We start from the raw sequence: 15,887 nt of genomic DNA, 5'->3' as shown, positions 1-15,887 counted from the left end.
GATAAAAATATATGAAACTAAAAATTTTATAGCATTTAAATAAATTTACAAAAAGGGGAAAATCAATATGAATAATATAAGTTTAAAAGGAAAGAGTTTTTTAACATTAAAGGATTTTACAAAAGAGGAAATTAGATATTTATTAACTTTATCTAGTTATTTAAAAACTAAGAAGAAGGTTGGTATAAAAGGAGATTTATTGCAAGGTAAAAATATAGCATTATTGTTTGAGAAGACATCAACAAGAACTAGATGTTCGTTTGAGGTGGCTGCTCATGATGAAGGTGCTCATGTAACTTATCTAGGACCCAATGACTGCCATATGGGTAAAAAAGAATCTGTATCCGATACAGCAAAAGTTTTAGGAAGATTTTATGATGGTATAGAATTTAGAGGATTTAAACAGGAAACAGTTGAAAGTTTAGCAAAATACTCTGGAGTACCTGTTTGGAATGGCCTTACAGATGAATATCACCCAACTCAAATACTTGCAGATTTTCTAACAGTAATTGAAAATGTAGATAAAGATTTAAATAAAGTTAAATTTGTTTATGTTGGGGATGCTAGAAATAATATGGGTAACTCATTGATGATAGGATGTGCTAAAATGGGAATTCATTTTGTAGCGCTTGCTCCTAAAGAACTTTGGCCAAATGAAAAGTTAGTTGAAGATATGAAAGAAATAGCTAAAAAGTCTAAAGGAGATATATTGTTAACTGAAAATATTGATGATGTAAAGGGTGCTGATGTTATATATACAGATGTATGGGTTTCTATGGGAGAAGAAGAACAATATGAAGCGAGAATAAATCAACTTAAAGATTATCAAGTGAATATGGATATGATAAAGAAAACTGAAAATGAAAATGTTATATTTTTACATTGTCTTCCAGCTTTTCATGATTTAGAAACTAAAGTTGGTCAAGAAATTTATGAAAAGTTTGGATTATCAGAATTAGAGGTTACTGACGAGGTATTTAATTCCAAGTATTCAAAAGTATTTGAAGAGGCAGAAAATAGAATGCATACTATAAAGGCTGTTATGGTTTCTACTATGACTGATGTAAATATGAATAATAATTTAATATAAATATTTTTTAATCTAGATTTATGTTTTGATAAAAGTCATAAATATTCTAAATATATTATTAAAAATCCTCATTATATGTTAAAATAATTTATGTATCAACAAATTAAGAGGGAGGATTTGAGATATGAAAAAAATCATATTACTTTTAACAACTTTTTTATTAGCAATATCTTTGACAGCATGTTCAAGTGCAAAACCAGAAGATACAATCAATAATTTTTTTAGTAGTGCAAAGAAATTTGACTTTGAAGGTATGAACAAAGCTATGGAAAATAATGATGAAAAATATAAGGATATACTAAAAGAATTAGAAACAGAAGACCCAAGTACACAGTATGTTTTAGATTATCTAAAACATAATGCATCTAAAATAACATACACAATAAAAGACAGTGAGATTAAAGATAATAATGCAAAAATTCAAGTAGAGTGTAAGTTTGTAGATTCAACACCATTACTTAAAGAAATAGTGGCTGAAGCATTTACAAAGATGCTTGGCATGAGTTTTTCAGGTCAAGATTTAACAGATGAGAAAACAACTGAAATGTTAGTGTCAATTATGAAAGAAAAGCAAAAAAGTGTTGAAGAAACTTTTGTAACAAAAACTGTAGAGTTTGAATGTACTAAGAAAGATAATAAATGGATAATAAGTTCAGCTAATGATGCACTGGCTGATGTATTATTATCTAATCTTGTTACAGCAGGAGAGGAATTTTCTAACTCTATGAGTTAAGTTGAATATTAAATTGGAACTATAATAAAAAATGAATATATAACATTTATAAGGGATATCAGCTTTGGTATCCTTTATATTTTTAAGGTAAATAGATAAAAATCAATGGAGATATTAAAAATAATTTGAATATTTATTGTCATTATTAGAAAAATATTTACTGTATAATATATATTATTTAAAATGAGATAATTACGAATAGAATGTATAATTATAAGTAAGACATATATCTAATGGAAATGATAGATGTGATATTATTGATGAGAAATCAACTTTTATATAAATAGAATTAGAAGGTAGCAATTAGAGTTAGTTGCTACCTTTTTCATGTTTATTTTCTTTTTTTATACATCAGAATGAAGAGTATTATTGTAAAATTATTTTAGATTAAGATTATCTAGTATTTTTAAAAATATTTTTACTGCAATATCTAAATCATTCACAGTAACATTTTCATTAGGATTATGACTTATGCCTTCAGTACATCTTATAAATACCATGCCTATATCAGTTATATTATCCATTTCTTGAGCATCATGACCAGCGCCACTATAAATATAAAATGGGTTGAGATTTAAATCCACAAAACTTTTTTCTATAACTTTTGTCATTTTATCAGAACATGGTACAGGAACATTTTCAAAAGAGAGTTCACTTGTATAATTAAGTTTTCTATTTTGACATATGCGAGTTATTTCATCAAATATTTTTATTACTGAAGTATCAAGAGTTTCTTGTGAACATGAGCGGACGTCAAGAGTAAAATCAACCCTTTCAGGAACTACATTTGATGATGATGGATAGAAATTCATCTTTCCAACTGTAGCAACTAAATCAGGCGTTATCTTAGCTATATTTTCAATTGATAATACACATTCACAAGCACAACATCCAGCATCAAATCGCATATCCATTGGGAGTGTTCCAGCATGGCCAGATTTGCCATTTACTGATATTTTAAAACTCTTAAATCCTGTAATACTTGAAACAATACCAGCAGGAAGAGCATTGTTTTCTAAGACAGGTCCCTGTTCGATATGGAATTCTAAATAAGCATCAATATCTTTTCTAGGGTGTAAATTTATTAAATTTTTAGTATCAAATCCAAATTTTGTTACAGCTTCTTCAAGCGTGATTCCATTTTCATCAACAGATTTGAGTAGTTCCTCTTTAAAAGTACCAGCAAAAACTTTACTTCCCATTAGAGATGTTTCAAATCTTGTTCCTTCTTCCTCAGCGAATGCAACTAATTTAATATTAAATGGATAAGACTTATTATTATTTATAGATTCTTCAAGTCCAATTAGAGGAACAATTATTCCTAGCATTCCATCAAATATACCTCCACATTTTACACTATCTTGATGAGATGCAACTACTAATGTAGGTGCGTTTAAGAAATTAGATTTATATGTACCTATAATATTTCCAATATCGTCAATTTCAATATCAAGATTCAAATTTTTCATCCAAGAACTTATTAATTCAATCGATTTTTTATGCTCATCAGTTAATATAAGTCTTGTAAGTCCTGTTGTTGTTGAACTTATTTTTCCTAATGTTTGTAAATAATCCATACATCTTTGTCCTAACATGTGTACCCTCCTAAAAATATAATTGTCAACTAAATTTATCAGATAATTATATTATATCAGTATATTTAGAAAATAATAGGATGTTACTGAATAAATAAATAATAAAAAAATAAAAATCCTAGTAGAAATAAATTCATAAAAAACAAAAATACTATCAAATTTTACCCTGATAGTATTTTTATAAAATCTTTTATAAAACCACTTAAATATAAAACTAGTGTTAATATCTTTTACACTTCTTTTTTACAATAAATTTTTGTAGAAATAAAATATGAAATTACAAATAATAAAATCGCAATAAATGGAAGAGAATAAACTAAAGTATTAAGTATAATTTCAATAGAAATACTTGAATTAAATCTTTCCAAAAGACTTTTAAATCCTAATATTGCAGCAGTAGGAAGTAAAAAGCATGCAATCATTAATAAACGAGCTTTTTCTGTACCAAATTTATAAATAAGTGGTAAAATAAGGCTAGCAAAACATACTGAAATTGATAAAATTAATCCTGTAATAACTAAAGTATCATCTAAAACAAGTGTATTTTTAAAATATCCATTAACAATGCTAATAATAAGTGAAAAAAATACACCTATAAAGCTAAATATTAACATAGTTAAATATTTACTTAATACAATAGTGTCACGTTTGATAGGCATTGTAAGTACATAGCTATCCCATTTATTTAAATCATCATATGAAAATGTTGAAACAATCATTGTTGTACATAAAACTATAATAACACCTATAAAACTACTGTTATTTCCATCTCCAACAGAAGAGATATATCCAAATACAATCATAAATAAAATTAGAAATTTTATATTGCTTTTTAAATTAAGTAAGTCTTTTAAAATTAGTCCCTTCATTATTTATCACCTCTTACATAAAATAACATAATTTCTTCAATTGATGTATTATCAACTATAAGGTTTGGATGTTTTGTAATAAATTTATACTTATCTTTAAGTAGTACTTCATATCCAAACTGGCTTTTACGATAATATAAATAATCTTCATTTGTAAGTTTAGCAAAATCATTAGAATTACATTTTAAGATACCCATAGTATCGATTAATTCATCTTTGCTTTCGCTAAATACAATTTTCCCCTTATGTATAAATGTAATATAATCTGCTATTTTGTCTAAATCACTTGTAATATGTGAAGATAAAATAATAGAATGTTCTTCATCTTGTATAAAATCTAAGAATATATCCAATATTTCTTCTCTTACAATAGGGTCAAGTGAACTAGTTGCTTCATCTAATATTAATAACTTTGGTTTATGAGATAAAGCTACAGCAATACTAAGTTTCATTTTATTACCTTTTGAAAATTCTTTAATTAGTTTATTATTTGGAACTCTTAGTTGTTTTAAATATTCTTTAAATAGTCTATCATCCCAGTTTTTATAGATATGGCTCATAATTTTTGAGATATTATTTGTATTTAAATTCTCATGAAAGTTGCTTCCTTCAAATACGACACCAATTTGTTCTTTGATTTCTTTTTCATTTTTTATGTTATCAAGGCCAAAGATTTCAATATTTCCACTATCATAAGATATTAAATTTAAAATTGATTTTAGTGTAGTAGTTTTTCCTGCACCATTTTCACCTACAAATCCCATTATAGAGCCTTTTGGTACTGAAAAAGATACATCTTGTAATGCAAAATTTTTGTAAACTTTGTTTAGGTTTTTTATAGTTATTGCGTCCATAATTATCATTCTCCCTTATATAATAAAAGTAAAATATCTTGTAACTCATTATATGTAATGCCACTACTTTGAGCTGTATCAACTGCTTTTTGTAGGTATTCTTCGATTAAACGAAGTTGTTCTTCTTTAACAAAATCCATATTTTTTCCAGATACGAAACTACCTTTACCAGTAACTGTTTCAATAAATCCATCATGTTCTAAATCACTATATGCTCGTTTTGTAGTAATTACACTTATTCTAAGTTCTTTTGCTAATAATCTCATACTTGGAAGAGCAGTACCTTCTGGCAACTCTCCACTTATAATCATACTTTTAATTTGTGTAGTAATTTGTTCGTATATTGGCTTGCCACTTGAATTACTAATAACTATATTCAATTAAACACCTCCTTAAATTGTATATATAGTATATATACATTATATAAATATATATATACTATGTCAAGTAAACTTACAAAAAAATAATTGGAAATATTATGTGTTTAGTGGTTTTACTCTGTAGAAAAGATTATTTTACTGAGCATATTAAAATTTTTAAAAAAAATTTACAAATATTATTCAAAAATCTTACCAATAAATTGAAAATACTGATTTTAAAAAACAATAAAGTTTAGCTTATAGATAAACAAAAGTTTAGTTTATAGATAAACTTTTGTTATTTTTGTTTTTGACATACATATTTTTTTGTAATATATTTATATTATCAATTAGAGATAAGGAGAGTGAGAAGAGATATTTAATTTAGATAAGGCATTAAAAAAAGATTTAAATCAAGAATACACAGAAAGTAGAAATTTGGTTATGAACAAAAGTAAATATATGAATGTTTGCTTTAAAAATTATATCAAAGTGGCAGAAGGAATGTATACTAAAAGAGATTTAATTCCAATAAAATTAATAAATTCTATGGATAAAAATAATAAGATTAGGAAAACACTACATGAATTATCTTGCGAATTTGAATATCCAAAGACTTCCTTGTCTTCATTGTTTACAGAACTAAAAAAATTAGATTTTTTACAGAAAGTAAAAAATGGTGAGTATATGATAAATCCACATATAGCATATAAAGGAAATAAAGCTGATAAAGAAAGTTTACTAGAAGAATATAATCAGATAAAAAGACCTAATAAGGTTAGTAAATAAGGAAGAAGGTTTTTATATGAGTTTAAAACTTGATAGAAATGTTCTACAGTGGTTTGATTATGTATTTGAAAATGAAGAAACTAGTTTGAGATATTATAATTTTGAATGTACATTAAAAGAGATTAGCCCCACTAGTTTAAACAGAGTAGCATTTATATTAGAAAAAAATAATTCTGAATACTGGAAGTTGTATTTTGAAATACCAGCTGAAGTTACTTTGAAACTTAAACAAAACATTCATCCTTTATTTAGAGAGTATATATATGAACAAATATCACTGTATAACGATAATCAAATTTACAATTTTGTAAATTCAAATTTATTAAAAGTGTTTAATAATATTGCAATTTACCAATATAATCTTTTAGAAAATCTATATACTATTGATTTTAGAAAGAGTTTTATAGATAAGTGCCAATATTTGTTAATAGGTGAAAAAAGACTTATAGATGAAGATTTATATCTAAGAGCAAAATCAAAAGAAGTGTTTGATTTTTTTAATTCAGATGGAACCTTTAATCTGACATTAAGTTTTGACATACAAAAAAATGAAAGTTTGCTTGATAGTCTTTTAGAGCTTAGAAAATCAATAATCATAAATGAGAGAATTTAATTTATTTGGATATAATATTAAAATGGAGGGATTTATATGGACGTAGAAAAAATGACTTTAAGAGTTCAAAAAAGTTTAAATGAGGCTTATAATGAAGCAGTAAAAAATCATAACCAACAAGTAGATGTAATTCATCTTTTTTCAGCACTTATTAATCAAGAAGATGGATTAATACCAAATATAGTAGAAAAGATGAATATATCAATAGATTCTTTAAGAAATACTGTAAACTTTGAAATGGATAAACTTCCAAAAGTATATGGAGAAGGAGCAGATTCACAAGGAGTGTCAGCTACTAGAAAAATAAATGAAGTACTTATAAAAGCAGAAAGTATTTCTAAAGAATTTAAAGATTCATATATAAGTGTTGAACATGTTATGCTTGCAATGATGGAAACAGAATCAAAATCAGTTGTTGGTAAAATATTGAAACAATATAATATAAATAAAAATGATTTTTTAAATGTTTTATCACAAGTTAGAGGTAGTCAAAGGGTAGAAACACAAGACCCAGAAGGAACATATGATGCACTTGCTAGATATGGAACAAATTTAGTAGATTTAGCTAAAAAAAATAAATTAGATCCTGTAATTGGAAGAGATGAAGAAATAAGAAGAATTATAAGAATTTTATCAAGAAGAACAAAAAATAACCCTGTATTAATTGGTGAACCAGGTGTAGGTAAAACTGCGATAGTTGAAGGCTTAGCAGAGAGAATAGTAAGAGGAGATGTACCAGAAGGATTAAAAGATAAAATAGTATTTTCTCTTGATATGGGCGCATTGATTGCTGGTGCAAAATATAGAGGAGAATTTGAAGAAAGATTAAAGGCTGTCTTAAAAGAAGTTCAAAGTTCTGATGGAAAAATCATTCTATTTATAGATGAGATTCATACTATAGTTGGTGCTGGTAAAACAGAAGGCTCAATGGATGCAGGTAACCTGATTAAGCCTATGCTTGCAAGAGGAGAGTTAAATTGTATTGGTGCAACTACTTTTGATGAGTACAGAAAATATATAGAAAAAGATAAAGCCCTTGAAAGACGTTTCCAACCTGTAATTGCAGAAGAACCTACTGTTGAAGATACAATATCTATACTTAGAGGACTTAAAGAAAGATTTGAGATACATCATGGAGTAAGAATTCATGATAATGCTATTGTAGCAGCAGCAAAACTTTCTCATAGATATATACAAGATAGATTTTTACCAGATAAAGCAATAGATTTAATAGATGAAGCTGGAGCTATGATTCGTAGTGAAATAGATTCATTGCCAACAGAATTAGATGTGGTTAGAAGAAAATTATTTACACTAGAAACTGAGAGAGAAGCTTTGCTTAAAGAAAATGATGATAAGAGTAAGACAAGATTAGAAGATATTCAAAAGGAAATAGCAGAGTTAAAATCTAAAAATGATGAAATGACTGCTAAATATGAAAAAGAGAAGAGTCAAATACTAGATATCAAAAATTTAAAATCTCAATTAGATGAAGCTAAAGGAAAAGCTGAAAAGTACGAAAGAGAATATGATTTTAACAAAGCAGCAGAGGTTAAATATGGTGAAATACCTAAATTAGAAGAGCAAATAAAGAAATATGAAGAAAGTATGAATGATGGTTCTGAAAACTCACTTTTAAAAGAAGAAGTTACAGAAGAAGAAATATCTAATATTGTATCAAAGTGGACAGGTATACCAGTAACTAAATTAGTCGAAGGTGAAAGAGAAAAGCTACTTAAGCTAGAAGATGAACTTCATGAGAGAGTTATTGGACAGAATGAAGCTGTTACAGCAGTTTCAAATGCAGTAATACGTGCAAGAGCTGGCCTAAAAGATGAAAGAAAACCAATTGGTTCATTTATATTCTTAGGGCCTACAGGAGTTGGAAAAACTGAACTTGCAAAAACTCTTGCTAGAAATTTATTTGATAGTGAAGACAATATAATTAGAATTGACATGTCTGAATATATGGAAAAACATGCTGTATCAAGATTAGTAGGACCTCCTCCAGGATATGTAGGATATGAAGAGGGCGGACAACTTACAGAAGCAGTTAGACGTGCACCTTATTCTGTAATATTATTTGATGAGATAGAAAAAGCACATGAAGATGTATTTAATATGTTTTTACAAATATTAGATGATGGTAGACTTACTGATAATAAAGGTAAGACTGTAGACTTCAAAAATACTCTTATAATAATGACCTCTAATATAGGAAGTAATTATTTATTAGAAGCAGGTGGAAATATAACAGATACTACTAACAGTCTTGTAATGAATGAGATGAAGCATAGATTTAAACCTGAATTTCTAAATAGAGTAGATGATATTATAATGTTTAAACCTTTAGACCAAGATAATATCAAGAAAATTATAGACATATTTATGGAAGATTTAAAAAATAGATTAAAAGAAAAAGATATTTCTATTGAGGTTACAGATTCAGCTAAAGATGTAATGGTGAGAGAAGGTTATGACCCTGTGTATGGTGCAAGACCTCTTAAGAGATATATAGGAAATACATTAGAAACTATAATTGCAAGAAAACTTATTGCTGGAGATATATATAATGGATGTACTATAGTTATAGATGGGCAAGATGAAAATATTGAAGTTTTAGTTAAGTAATAAAAAGTCAGTAGAGCAAAATGTATGGTTTGATACATCATGCTCTACTGACTTTCTTGTTCATTAATGTTAATTAATTTATATATTTATGATTTTAATAAGGAAGATATAATTAGTTTTATTATTTATATAATATAGGGTATTAATTGATTTTATATAAAACAAATATTTTTAAACAGAGTAAAGTTTTTTTATTAAAAGTTGATAAAATATATGATATAAATAAGTAAAACTATTAATCATAACTGAAGATAAAAATAAATATGGAAGGATATAGTGCTCAATGAAAAATATATTTTACTATGAAACTAAAATTGGGAAAATAGGAATATCAGAAGAAAATAATTACATTACAGATTTATTCTTTGGGATACAAGAATTATCTTGTGAAAAATATACAGTTAAAGAGACTAAAATTATAAAAGATGCAAATAAACAACTAAGTGAATATCTAAATGGTGATAGAAAAAAATTTGATTTACCATTACATCCATCAGGAAGTGAGTTTAGTAAACAAGTGTGGAGTGAACTTTGTAAAATTCCATATGGAGAAACAAGAACTTATCTAGAATTAGCGAATACAATCAATAGACCTAAATCATATAGAGCAGTGGGGTTGGCCAATAGTAAAAATCCTATTTCTATTTTTATACCTTGCCATAGGCTTATTGGTTCTAATGGAAGTTTAAGAGGTTATTTGGGCGGAATAAAAACAAAGGATTATTTATTAAAACTGGAAAGTGAAAATAAATAATAGAATTATATAGTAAGTACATATTGAAAAGATAATACTTATAATGAAAATTAACTTTATTTTCATTAATAATTAAGTTCCAATAATTAAGTTATGAAAACTTAAACTCTCAATAATAAAAATAGTTTCAAGCTAAATAAATTTTACTACACAAATATAAAGTGAATAACATAAATAAAAGATAAATAGTATTTTGTGAGAAAAATTTGAAGTGTAGTCAGGTAAATCTAGCCTCTTTAGAAAGTGGATTTTAATTATGTTTATAAATGGTAAAAAAATACTGATAATGATAGTTAGTAAACTATAATTATCAGTATTTTTTATACTTTATCAAGTACTAAAAAGTAGATTAAATAAACATAAAAATTTATATATTTATACAAAATTTTATAATAAGAATTATCTTAAAAAATATATAAAAACATAAAAAATATACAAAATTCTACAATAATAGATTTTTTTGTTATAATTACGAGTTTTTTATTGCATCTGTAGAATAAAAGTATTATTATATAGTTAAGATAATTATCCAAGAAAATTTTGGATAAGAGAAAAATATTTTATGAAATGAAAAAATCATAATTACATAATTTTTATTAAAAATTTGTTGGGAATCTTTGAATAAAATTAAGAACATAGGTTCGCTGGGGGATGGTGTATGTGGAAAAATCAAATACTACTATTATAAGAAAGGAAAAAATTAAAGACACAGGAATTAAATTAGATTTTTTATTGAGTGTAGATATTGATTTTTATGAACTGTTATTAGAAATATTGGAAAAAGTAAAAGAAGAGAACTAATTCTCTTCTTTTAAAAATCTCTTTATATAAGCATTATCAATCATTTTTTCTATAGCCTCTCTATCTTCTTCTTCAAGTGAATATATCTTTTCTAAAAGCTGCTTTGTTTTTTCACTAACTGATAAACTTTCTATTATTAATTTGTCTTCTCTATTTATTTTTGTATTTTCATTTATACCTAATAAATAATCTGTAGATGTCTTCAGTGATTTTGCTAATCTTACTATTATTTCACTTTTAGGTTCTCGCAGATTATTTTCATAACGTGATAAACTAGCTTCAGTTATACCAACTTTAGTAGCAAGTTCCTTTTGATTTATATTCAACTCTTTTCTTAGCTTTGCTATTCTATCTCCTAAACTTTCCATATGTACATCACTCCTTACCGAAATTATAAGTTATTTTGCTGAAAAGTAAAATAAAATTACCAAAAATATATAAAAAAAGAAAAAAGATAAGAAAAAAGATTGATAATTACCGTTTGTATATATATAATATAAATTATACAAATGGTAATTTATGGAAGGGTGATATGTTGAATGGAAGCAAATCAAAATTAAAAATGATGCTATAAAAAAAATAATGAAATTATTAAAAATAAATCCTATAATACATTTATTTGAAGAAAATATAAAAATAAGTTTATAGAAAAGAGATATATATGTTGCAAAATATTGAGTTTTGATATAAATGATTTAATATACAAATGATTTGAATAAAAATTTTTATTAATACAATTACCAAATGTATAAATCAACATGGAAAGGGTGGTAAGGATAAGTTTTACTAAGTGAAATAGATTGTATAATGATGTTGGAATAATCAACAAATGATTTATTATGGAAATAAAAAAGAGAACTAATTAGCAAGGCTTTTAGGATTAAAGAAACTCTCAAAAGAGAAAGATGGTATATAAATATGTAATGGTAAAAGTTTTAATTATGTCAAAATAGTATATAACAAGGAAATGACTTAAAAATAAATTAAATATATTGGAGAATTTGAAATGATAATAATTAGAAGCCAGGATAAAACTAATTTAATGAAAGTTAGTAAAATTGAAATAAATGATAATCAAATATATGTAACATTTGAAGATATGTATAATACTAGGAAGATAGGATGTTATGAAAGTAAAGAGAGAGCAATACAAGTATTAGATAAGATACAAAATTTTATTGAGAATGGCACTGAATATGATTATATAACTGCTAATAAAGTTAGATGTAATGTAAATCGAATATTTCAAATGCCAATTAAGTAAGGTTATTATATTAGGCTATTCAGATTTGAAAATTATTCTAATAATTTTGTTGAAAGTGATTATAATTAAAATTTATTTTAAATATTGTTTTTGCTATAATCAAGCAGAAAAGTGAAAATAGGTATTATCAATAAGATAAAAAGTTATTGTTAAATATATTAAAGAATAAAATACCCTGTTCTTAAGGTAGTAAGAATGGGTATTTTATTTGTACATAAATATTAAGATAAAATGTAAAGCTAATAGATACATTAAATTATCTAATAAGTGATATAAAAATTATACAATAGAAATTCTCCTAAAACAGCTAATATTAAGTACATAATAGCTTCATTTTTAGGTAGGTTAATAGTTTTTCTATTTGTATCATCATCAGCTTCAACAGCAATTTCATCTTGAAGAATCTGTTCATATCGATGTGCAAAGACAGTCTTTTTACTTATATAATTAAATAAATTATCTATACATATCCATATGAAGTATCCCAAAATAGCACCTAGAGTATTCATCATCAAATCATCAATATCTGTGGTTCTATGATTAAATAATTGACAAATCTCAATTGCCAATGAAAAGCTTAGTCCAGTACATAATATGCTAATAAAATTTCTAAATCTTTTCCAAATCAAAGGAAGTAAAAATCCTAAAGGCATAAACATGATGATATTTAGAATGTAGGTTAAAGCACCACTTGAACTAAATGGAATTAAATTTATTTCATCTAGTCTAATAATTTCACCATATCTACCTATATCCCATATACTTCCAATACCTGCTTTGCTAAGTGCTAAGTAAATATAAAACAAAAAAACATAGACCCATATTAGATGTGTTACTAAATTCCTTTTTTCTTTTAAATTTACTCTTCTTATAACAATTATTTGGTATATTAAACAAGGTAATATTGCACAAAATAACGGATAAAGTGTACACATAATTTTAATTTATCTCCCTCCAAAATTTATATTTTTGACCTTATAAATACTATCTTTATTGTAATCTTTAAAAATAAACTTTTCTTTAATAAAACCTTAAAAATTTATTAACTTATAAAAATAAACTATGTATCCTTATAAGACTTAGAAAATTGAATCTTCTACACTTAATATGTAAGTATTTAAAAATTTTATCATATGTATAAATATTATAAATATATGGAAATAATAATAGTATATATTGGTAAAATAGGAGGAATTGTATGAAATGGATTAAATGGTATAGTATTACATGTATATGTATTTTTGCTCTTATAACTTTTTTTATGTTGATGTTTCCTAATAAAGTAAAAATACTTGATGCTTCATCTGCATATAGTTTTATTGAAAAAAAAGTGCCAAATAATGCTAGCTATCAAGGATATAAGAGGAATCAAATTGATGGTACTACTACAATTTATTATAATTATAATAATTCAACTCATGTAGTAAAATTATCACACCCTGAATATAATTCGAGAGCGATTAACTGGGATAAAGTTTCAAATATTATATTTGATTAACTTAAAATTAGTACTTATATACAAGTATATTAAGTTATAATTTGTTTTACATTTGTAAATGTAGATATTAGAATCTAAACATAAACGATTTTTGTCTATCTTGAAGATAAGGCAATTATTGTGTGTTAGACTGGAGAAATAGATTATGAAAAATGTCGAAGAACTACTTCCAAAAGATAAGTTTGATAACTGTAATATTGAAAAATTAAAATTATTATCTGATGAAGAGATAAAACCTATTTGCCTTAAGCTTTTAGAATGGATACAAGATTACAATTGGCCTGTTGCAAAATATATATTGCCTGTATTGGCATTACATCAAGAAATTATTACTCCATTGATATAGATATTCTTACCCCAGAGGAACAAGATGATGATTGGAAATATTGGATAATCGTATGTCTATTACCAATGTTCACAGATAAAAAACTTGAACCAATTATACCTTTTATAAAGAGAATTGCAGAAAAGCCAACAAAATGGGAAAATACTTCAGAAGTAGATGAGGTTGCGAGAAAATTATTATAATTAAGGTTATGAGTATTTTTGGAGTGTGCTTTATTAGATAAGATATGTATAATAGTTCAACTTTACAAAACTATGCTATTATGTGATATGCAGTTAAAAATATGGGATTTTAGAAAATAATTATTTTATGAAGGTTTATGGATTTATATATGAATATATGAAGATATTTTAGACTTATATTCTCCAAAAAATATTGTTGATAGAATACAAATAGCAGTGTATTTCTAATATACTTATATACCTAAAAACATTCTCTTAATGGGAATGTTTTTTATTTATTAAAAAATCAATATTTATTAATGCATGAAATAATAAAGCTCATATTTTCTATAAATAATACTATCTTACATCTTATTAAAAAAATTTTCTAAGGAATACAATAAAAAATAATTATTTAGTTTAATTGTGTAATTTATTGATATTTTTTAGATTTTTTGTAATTAGTTAATATAAAAATGTATTATAATGATATTATTGAAACTTGAAAATCTGATAAAGAGATAATATCATAAGAAGTGATTACTATTAACTTTCATCTAATAAGTCTAAATCATATAGAATCTGAATTAATTAATATTAAAAATCTTATTTTAATTTTTGATGTAGGATTATTAACTTTGATGAAATTTTAAAAAGTCATGAAGAAGTTATTTAGATGGAATATAAATAAAGGGTTATTTATTGAAACTTAAAAAAGAAGATAAACAATAGAGATATACAATAAATACACATAGAAAGGATGATATTTATTATAAAAAGGAATTTGAAAGGAATTGTTACAGCACTTATCATTGTTATTTTTATACTCATTTATTATGCATTTTTTAGGGGTATTACAGCAGAGCAAATACGTCAATATGTGCAATCATATGGAAACTATGCACCCTTTGTATATATATTGATTTTCTCAATTTTGCCAATTACTTTTTTTCCCGTTCCAGTATTAGCATTGGCTGGAGGATTAGCATTTGGATTGTGGAAAGGGACACTTTATACGATAATAGGTGCAGGTGTTAATAGTGCAATTATGTTTATGATGGCAAAGGTATTAGCTAAGGATGCCATAACTAAGTTTTTAAAAAATAGATTATCACCATCTTTATGGAAACTTTTTATGGAGGCAGATGAGAAGAGAGGATTTTTTATTATATTTGTATTAAGATTGATACCAATTACTCCATATAATCTTATAAACTATGGAGCAGGGCTTACTAATATAAGATTTAGTAGCTATATGTTTGCAACACTTATTGGTATTTTACCAGGAACATTAGTGTTCTTAAATATAGGAGATAAAGCTATTGATATCACTAATCCTTCTTTTATAATTTCTATAGTGTTGTTGTTTTTATTAATAATAACATCTTTAATATTGGCAAAAAAGATTTCTCCAACTAGTATATCTAAGAGAGAATAACTATTTAATTTATTTGTGTAAGATATTAATATAAAATAGTAATATTTTTATATTAATATTTTTTAATATTTTTTGGGTTTTTTGTAATTAAT

18 protein-coding genes are annotated in these 15,887 nt (G+C 25.2%); 12 read left to right on the top strand and 6 right to left on the bottom strand.

Annotated elements, in window-relative coordinates; all coding sequences use genetic code 11:
* Positions 1-67: 67 nt before the first annotated feature.
* Complete coding sequence (gene argF / locus IC758_RS10750; protein ID WP_227435057.1) at positions 68-1,090, top strand: ornithine carbamoyltransferase; 1,023 nt, start codon at positions 68-70, stop codon at positions 1,088-1,090.
* 124 nt (positions 1,091-1,214) lie between these two features.
* Positions 1,215-1,823, top strand: coding sequence for a DUF4878 domain-containing protein (locus tag IC758_RS10745; RefSeq protein ID WP_227435058.1), 609 nt, complete (start codon positions 1,215-1,217; stop codon positions 1,821-1,823).
* A gap of 377 nt (positions 1,824-2,200) precedes the next feature.
* On the opposite strand, the gene IC758_RS10740 is transcribed toward IC758_RS10745, so the two are convergent.
* The 4 genes from IC758_RS10740 to IC758_RS10725 all read right to left on the bottom strand — a co-directional run bounded on the left by IC758_RS10740 (position 2,201) and on the right by IC758_RS10725 (position 5,521).
* Positions 2,201-3,418 (bottom strand): M20 family metallo-hydrolase, encoded by a 1,218-nt coding sequence (locus tag IC758_RS10740; protein ID WP_227435060.1) that lies wholly within the window; start codon positions 3,416-3,418, stop codon positions 2,201-2,203.
* Positions 3,419-3,648: 230 nt separating this feature from the next.
* Positions 3,649-4,287, bottom strand: a complete 639-nt coding sequence (locus tag IC758_RS10735; RefSeq protein ID WP_227435062.1) for an ABC-2 transporter permease — start codon at positions 4,285-4,287, stop codon at positions 3,649-3,651.
* Entirely contained in the window at positions 4,287-5,150 is an 864-nt protein-coding gene (locus IC758_RS10730; protein WP_227435063.1) for an ABC transporter ATP-binding protein, read from the bottom strand. Before IC758_RS10730 ends, IC758_RS10735 begins: the two co-directional genes overlap by 1 nt.
* Entirely contained in the window at positions 5,147-5,521 is a 375-nt protein-coding gene (locus IC758_RS10725; protein WP_227435065.1) for a GntR family transcriptional regulator, read from the bottom strand. Before IC758_RS10725 ends, IC758_RS10730 begins: the two co-directional genes overlap by 4 nt.
* A 423-nt stretch (positions 5,522-5,944) precedes the next feature.
* Here IC758_RS10725 and IC758_RS10720 point away from each other — a divergent pair, with 423 nt between their 5' ends.
* The 5 genes from IC758_RS10720 (at position 5,945) to IC758_RS10700 (ending at position 11,088) form a co-directional block, all read left to right on the top strand.
* A complete protein-coding gene (locus IC758_RS10720) occupies positions 5,945-6,289 on the top strand; it encodes a replication/maintenance protein RepL (protein WP_227435067.1) in 345 nt (114 codons plus the stop codon).
* A 16-nt stretch (positions 6,290-6,305) separates the two neighbouring features.
* Positions 6,306-6,902: a hypothetical protein gene (locus tag IC758_RS10715; protein WP_227435068.1), complete on the top strand. Its 597-nt coding sequence runs from the start codon at positions 6,306-6,308 to the stop codon at positions 6,900-6,902.
* 36 nt (positions 6,903-6,938) lie between these two features.
* Complete coding sequence (gene clpB, locus IC758_RS10710; RefSeq protein WP_227435070.1) at positions 6,939-9,533, top strand: ATP-dependent chaperone ClpB; 2,595 nt, start codon at positions 6,939-6,941, stop codon at positions 9,531-9,533.
* Positions 9,534-9,816: 283 nt separating this feature from the next.
* Positions 9,817-10,287, top strand: coding sequence for a methylated-DNA--[protein]-cysteine S-methyltransferase (locus IC758_RS10705; RefSeq protein WP_227435071.1), 471 nt, complete (start codon positions 9,817-9,819; stop codon positions 10,285-10,287).
* A 660-nt stretch (positions 10,288-10,947) separates the two neighbouring features.
* Positions 10,948-11,088: a hypothetical protein gene (locus tag IC758_RS10700; protein WP_227435245.1), complete on the top strand. Its 141-nt coding sequence runs from the start codon at positions 10,948-10,950 to the stop codon at positions 11,086-11,088.
* Here IC758_RS10700 and IC758_RS10695 read toward each other — a convergent pair.
* Positions 11,085-11,456, bottom strand: coding sequence for a helix-turn-helix domain-containing protein (locus tag IC758_RS10695; protein WP_227435072.1), 372 nt, complete (start codon positions 11,454-11,456; stop codon positions 11,085-11,087). The genes IC758_RS10700 and IC758_RS10695 overlap by 4 nt on opposite strands.
* Positions 11,457-12,094: 638 nt before the next feature.
* On the opposite strand from IC758_RS10695, the gene IC758_RS10690 reads away from it, so the two are divergent.
* Positions 12,095-12,352 (top strand): hypothetical protein, encoded by a 258-nt coding sequence (locus IC758_RS10690; RefSeq protein ID WP_227435074.1) that lies wholly within the window; start codon positions 12,095-12,097, stop codon positions 12,350-12,352.
* Positions 12,353-12,612: 260 nt separating this feature from the next.
* Here the strand turns inward: IC758_RS10690 and IC758_RS10685 are convergent, their stop codons facing one another.
* Entirely contained in the window at positions 12,613-13,287 is a 675-nt protein-coding gene (locus tag IC758_RS10685; RefSeq protein WP_227435075.1) for a VanZ family protein, read from the bottom strand.
* Positions 13,288-13,550: 263 nt separating this feature from the next.
* Here IC758_RS10685 and IC758_RS10680 point away from each other — a divergent pair, with 263 nt between their 5' ends.
* The 4 genes from IC758_RS10680 to IC758_RS10670 all read left to right on the top strand — a co-directional run bounded on the left by IC758_RS10680 (position 13,551) and on the right by IC758_RS10670 (position 15,795).
* Positions 13,551-13,850, top strand: a complete 300-nt coding sequence (locus IC758_RS10680) for a hypothetical protein (protein WP_227435077.1) — start codon at positions 13,551-13,553, stop codon at positions 13,848-13,850.
* A 145-nt stretch (positions 13,851-13,995) separates the two neighbouring features.
* Positions 13,996-14,196 (top strand): DUF5071 domain-containing protein, encoded by a 201-nt coding sequence (locus IC758_RS21025; protein WP_255613183.1) that lies wholly within the window; start codon positions 13,996-13,998, stop codon positions 14,194-14,196.
* Entirely contained in the window at positions 14,109-14,378 is a 270-nt protein-coding gene (locus IC758_RS10675) for a DUF5071 domain-containing protein (protein WP_255613182.1), read from the top strand. Before IC758_RS21025 ends, IC758_RS10675 begins: the two co-directional genes overlap by 88 nt.
* Positions 14,379-15,141: 763 nt before the next feature.
* On the top strand, positions 15,142-15,795 hold the full coding sequence (locus IC758_RS10670) for a TVP38/TMEM64 family protein (protein ID WP_227435078.1): 654 nt from the start codon (positions 15,142-15,144) through the stop codon (positions 15,793-15,795).
* Positions 15,796-15,887: the final 92 nt, after the last annotated feature.

This window comes from Clostridioides sp. ES-W-0016-02 (assembly GCF_020641035.1).
Taxonomy (GTDB): Bacteria; Bacillota; Clostridia; order Peptostreptococcales; family Peptostreptococcaceae; genus Clostridioides.
Note: the sequence above shows the minus strand (reverse complement) of the source record. Positions and strands in the feature narration are given on the sequence as shown.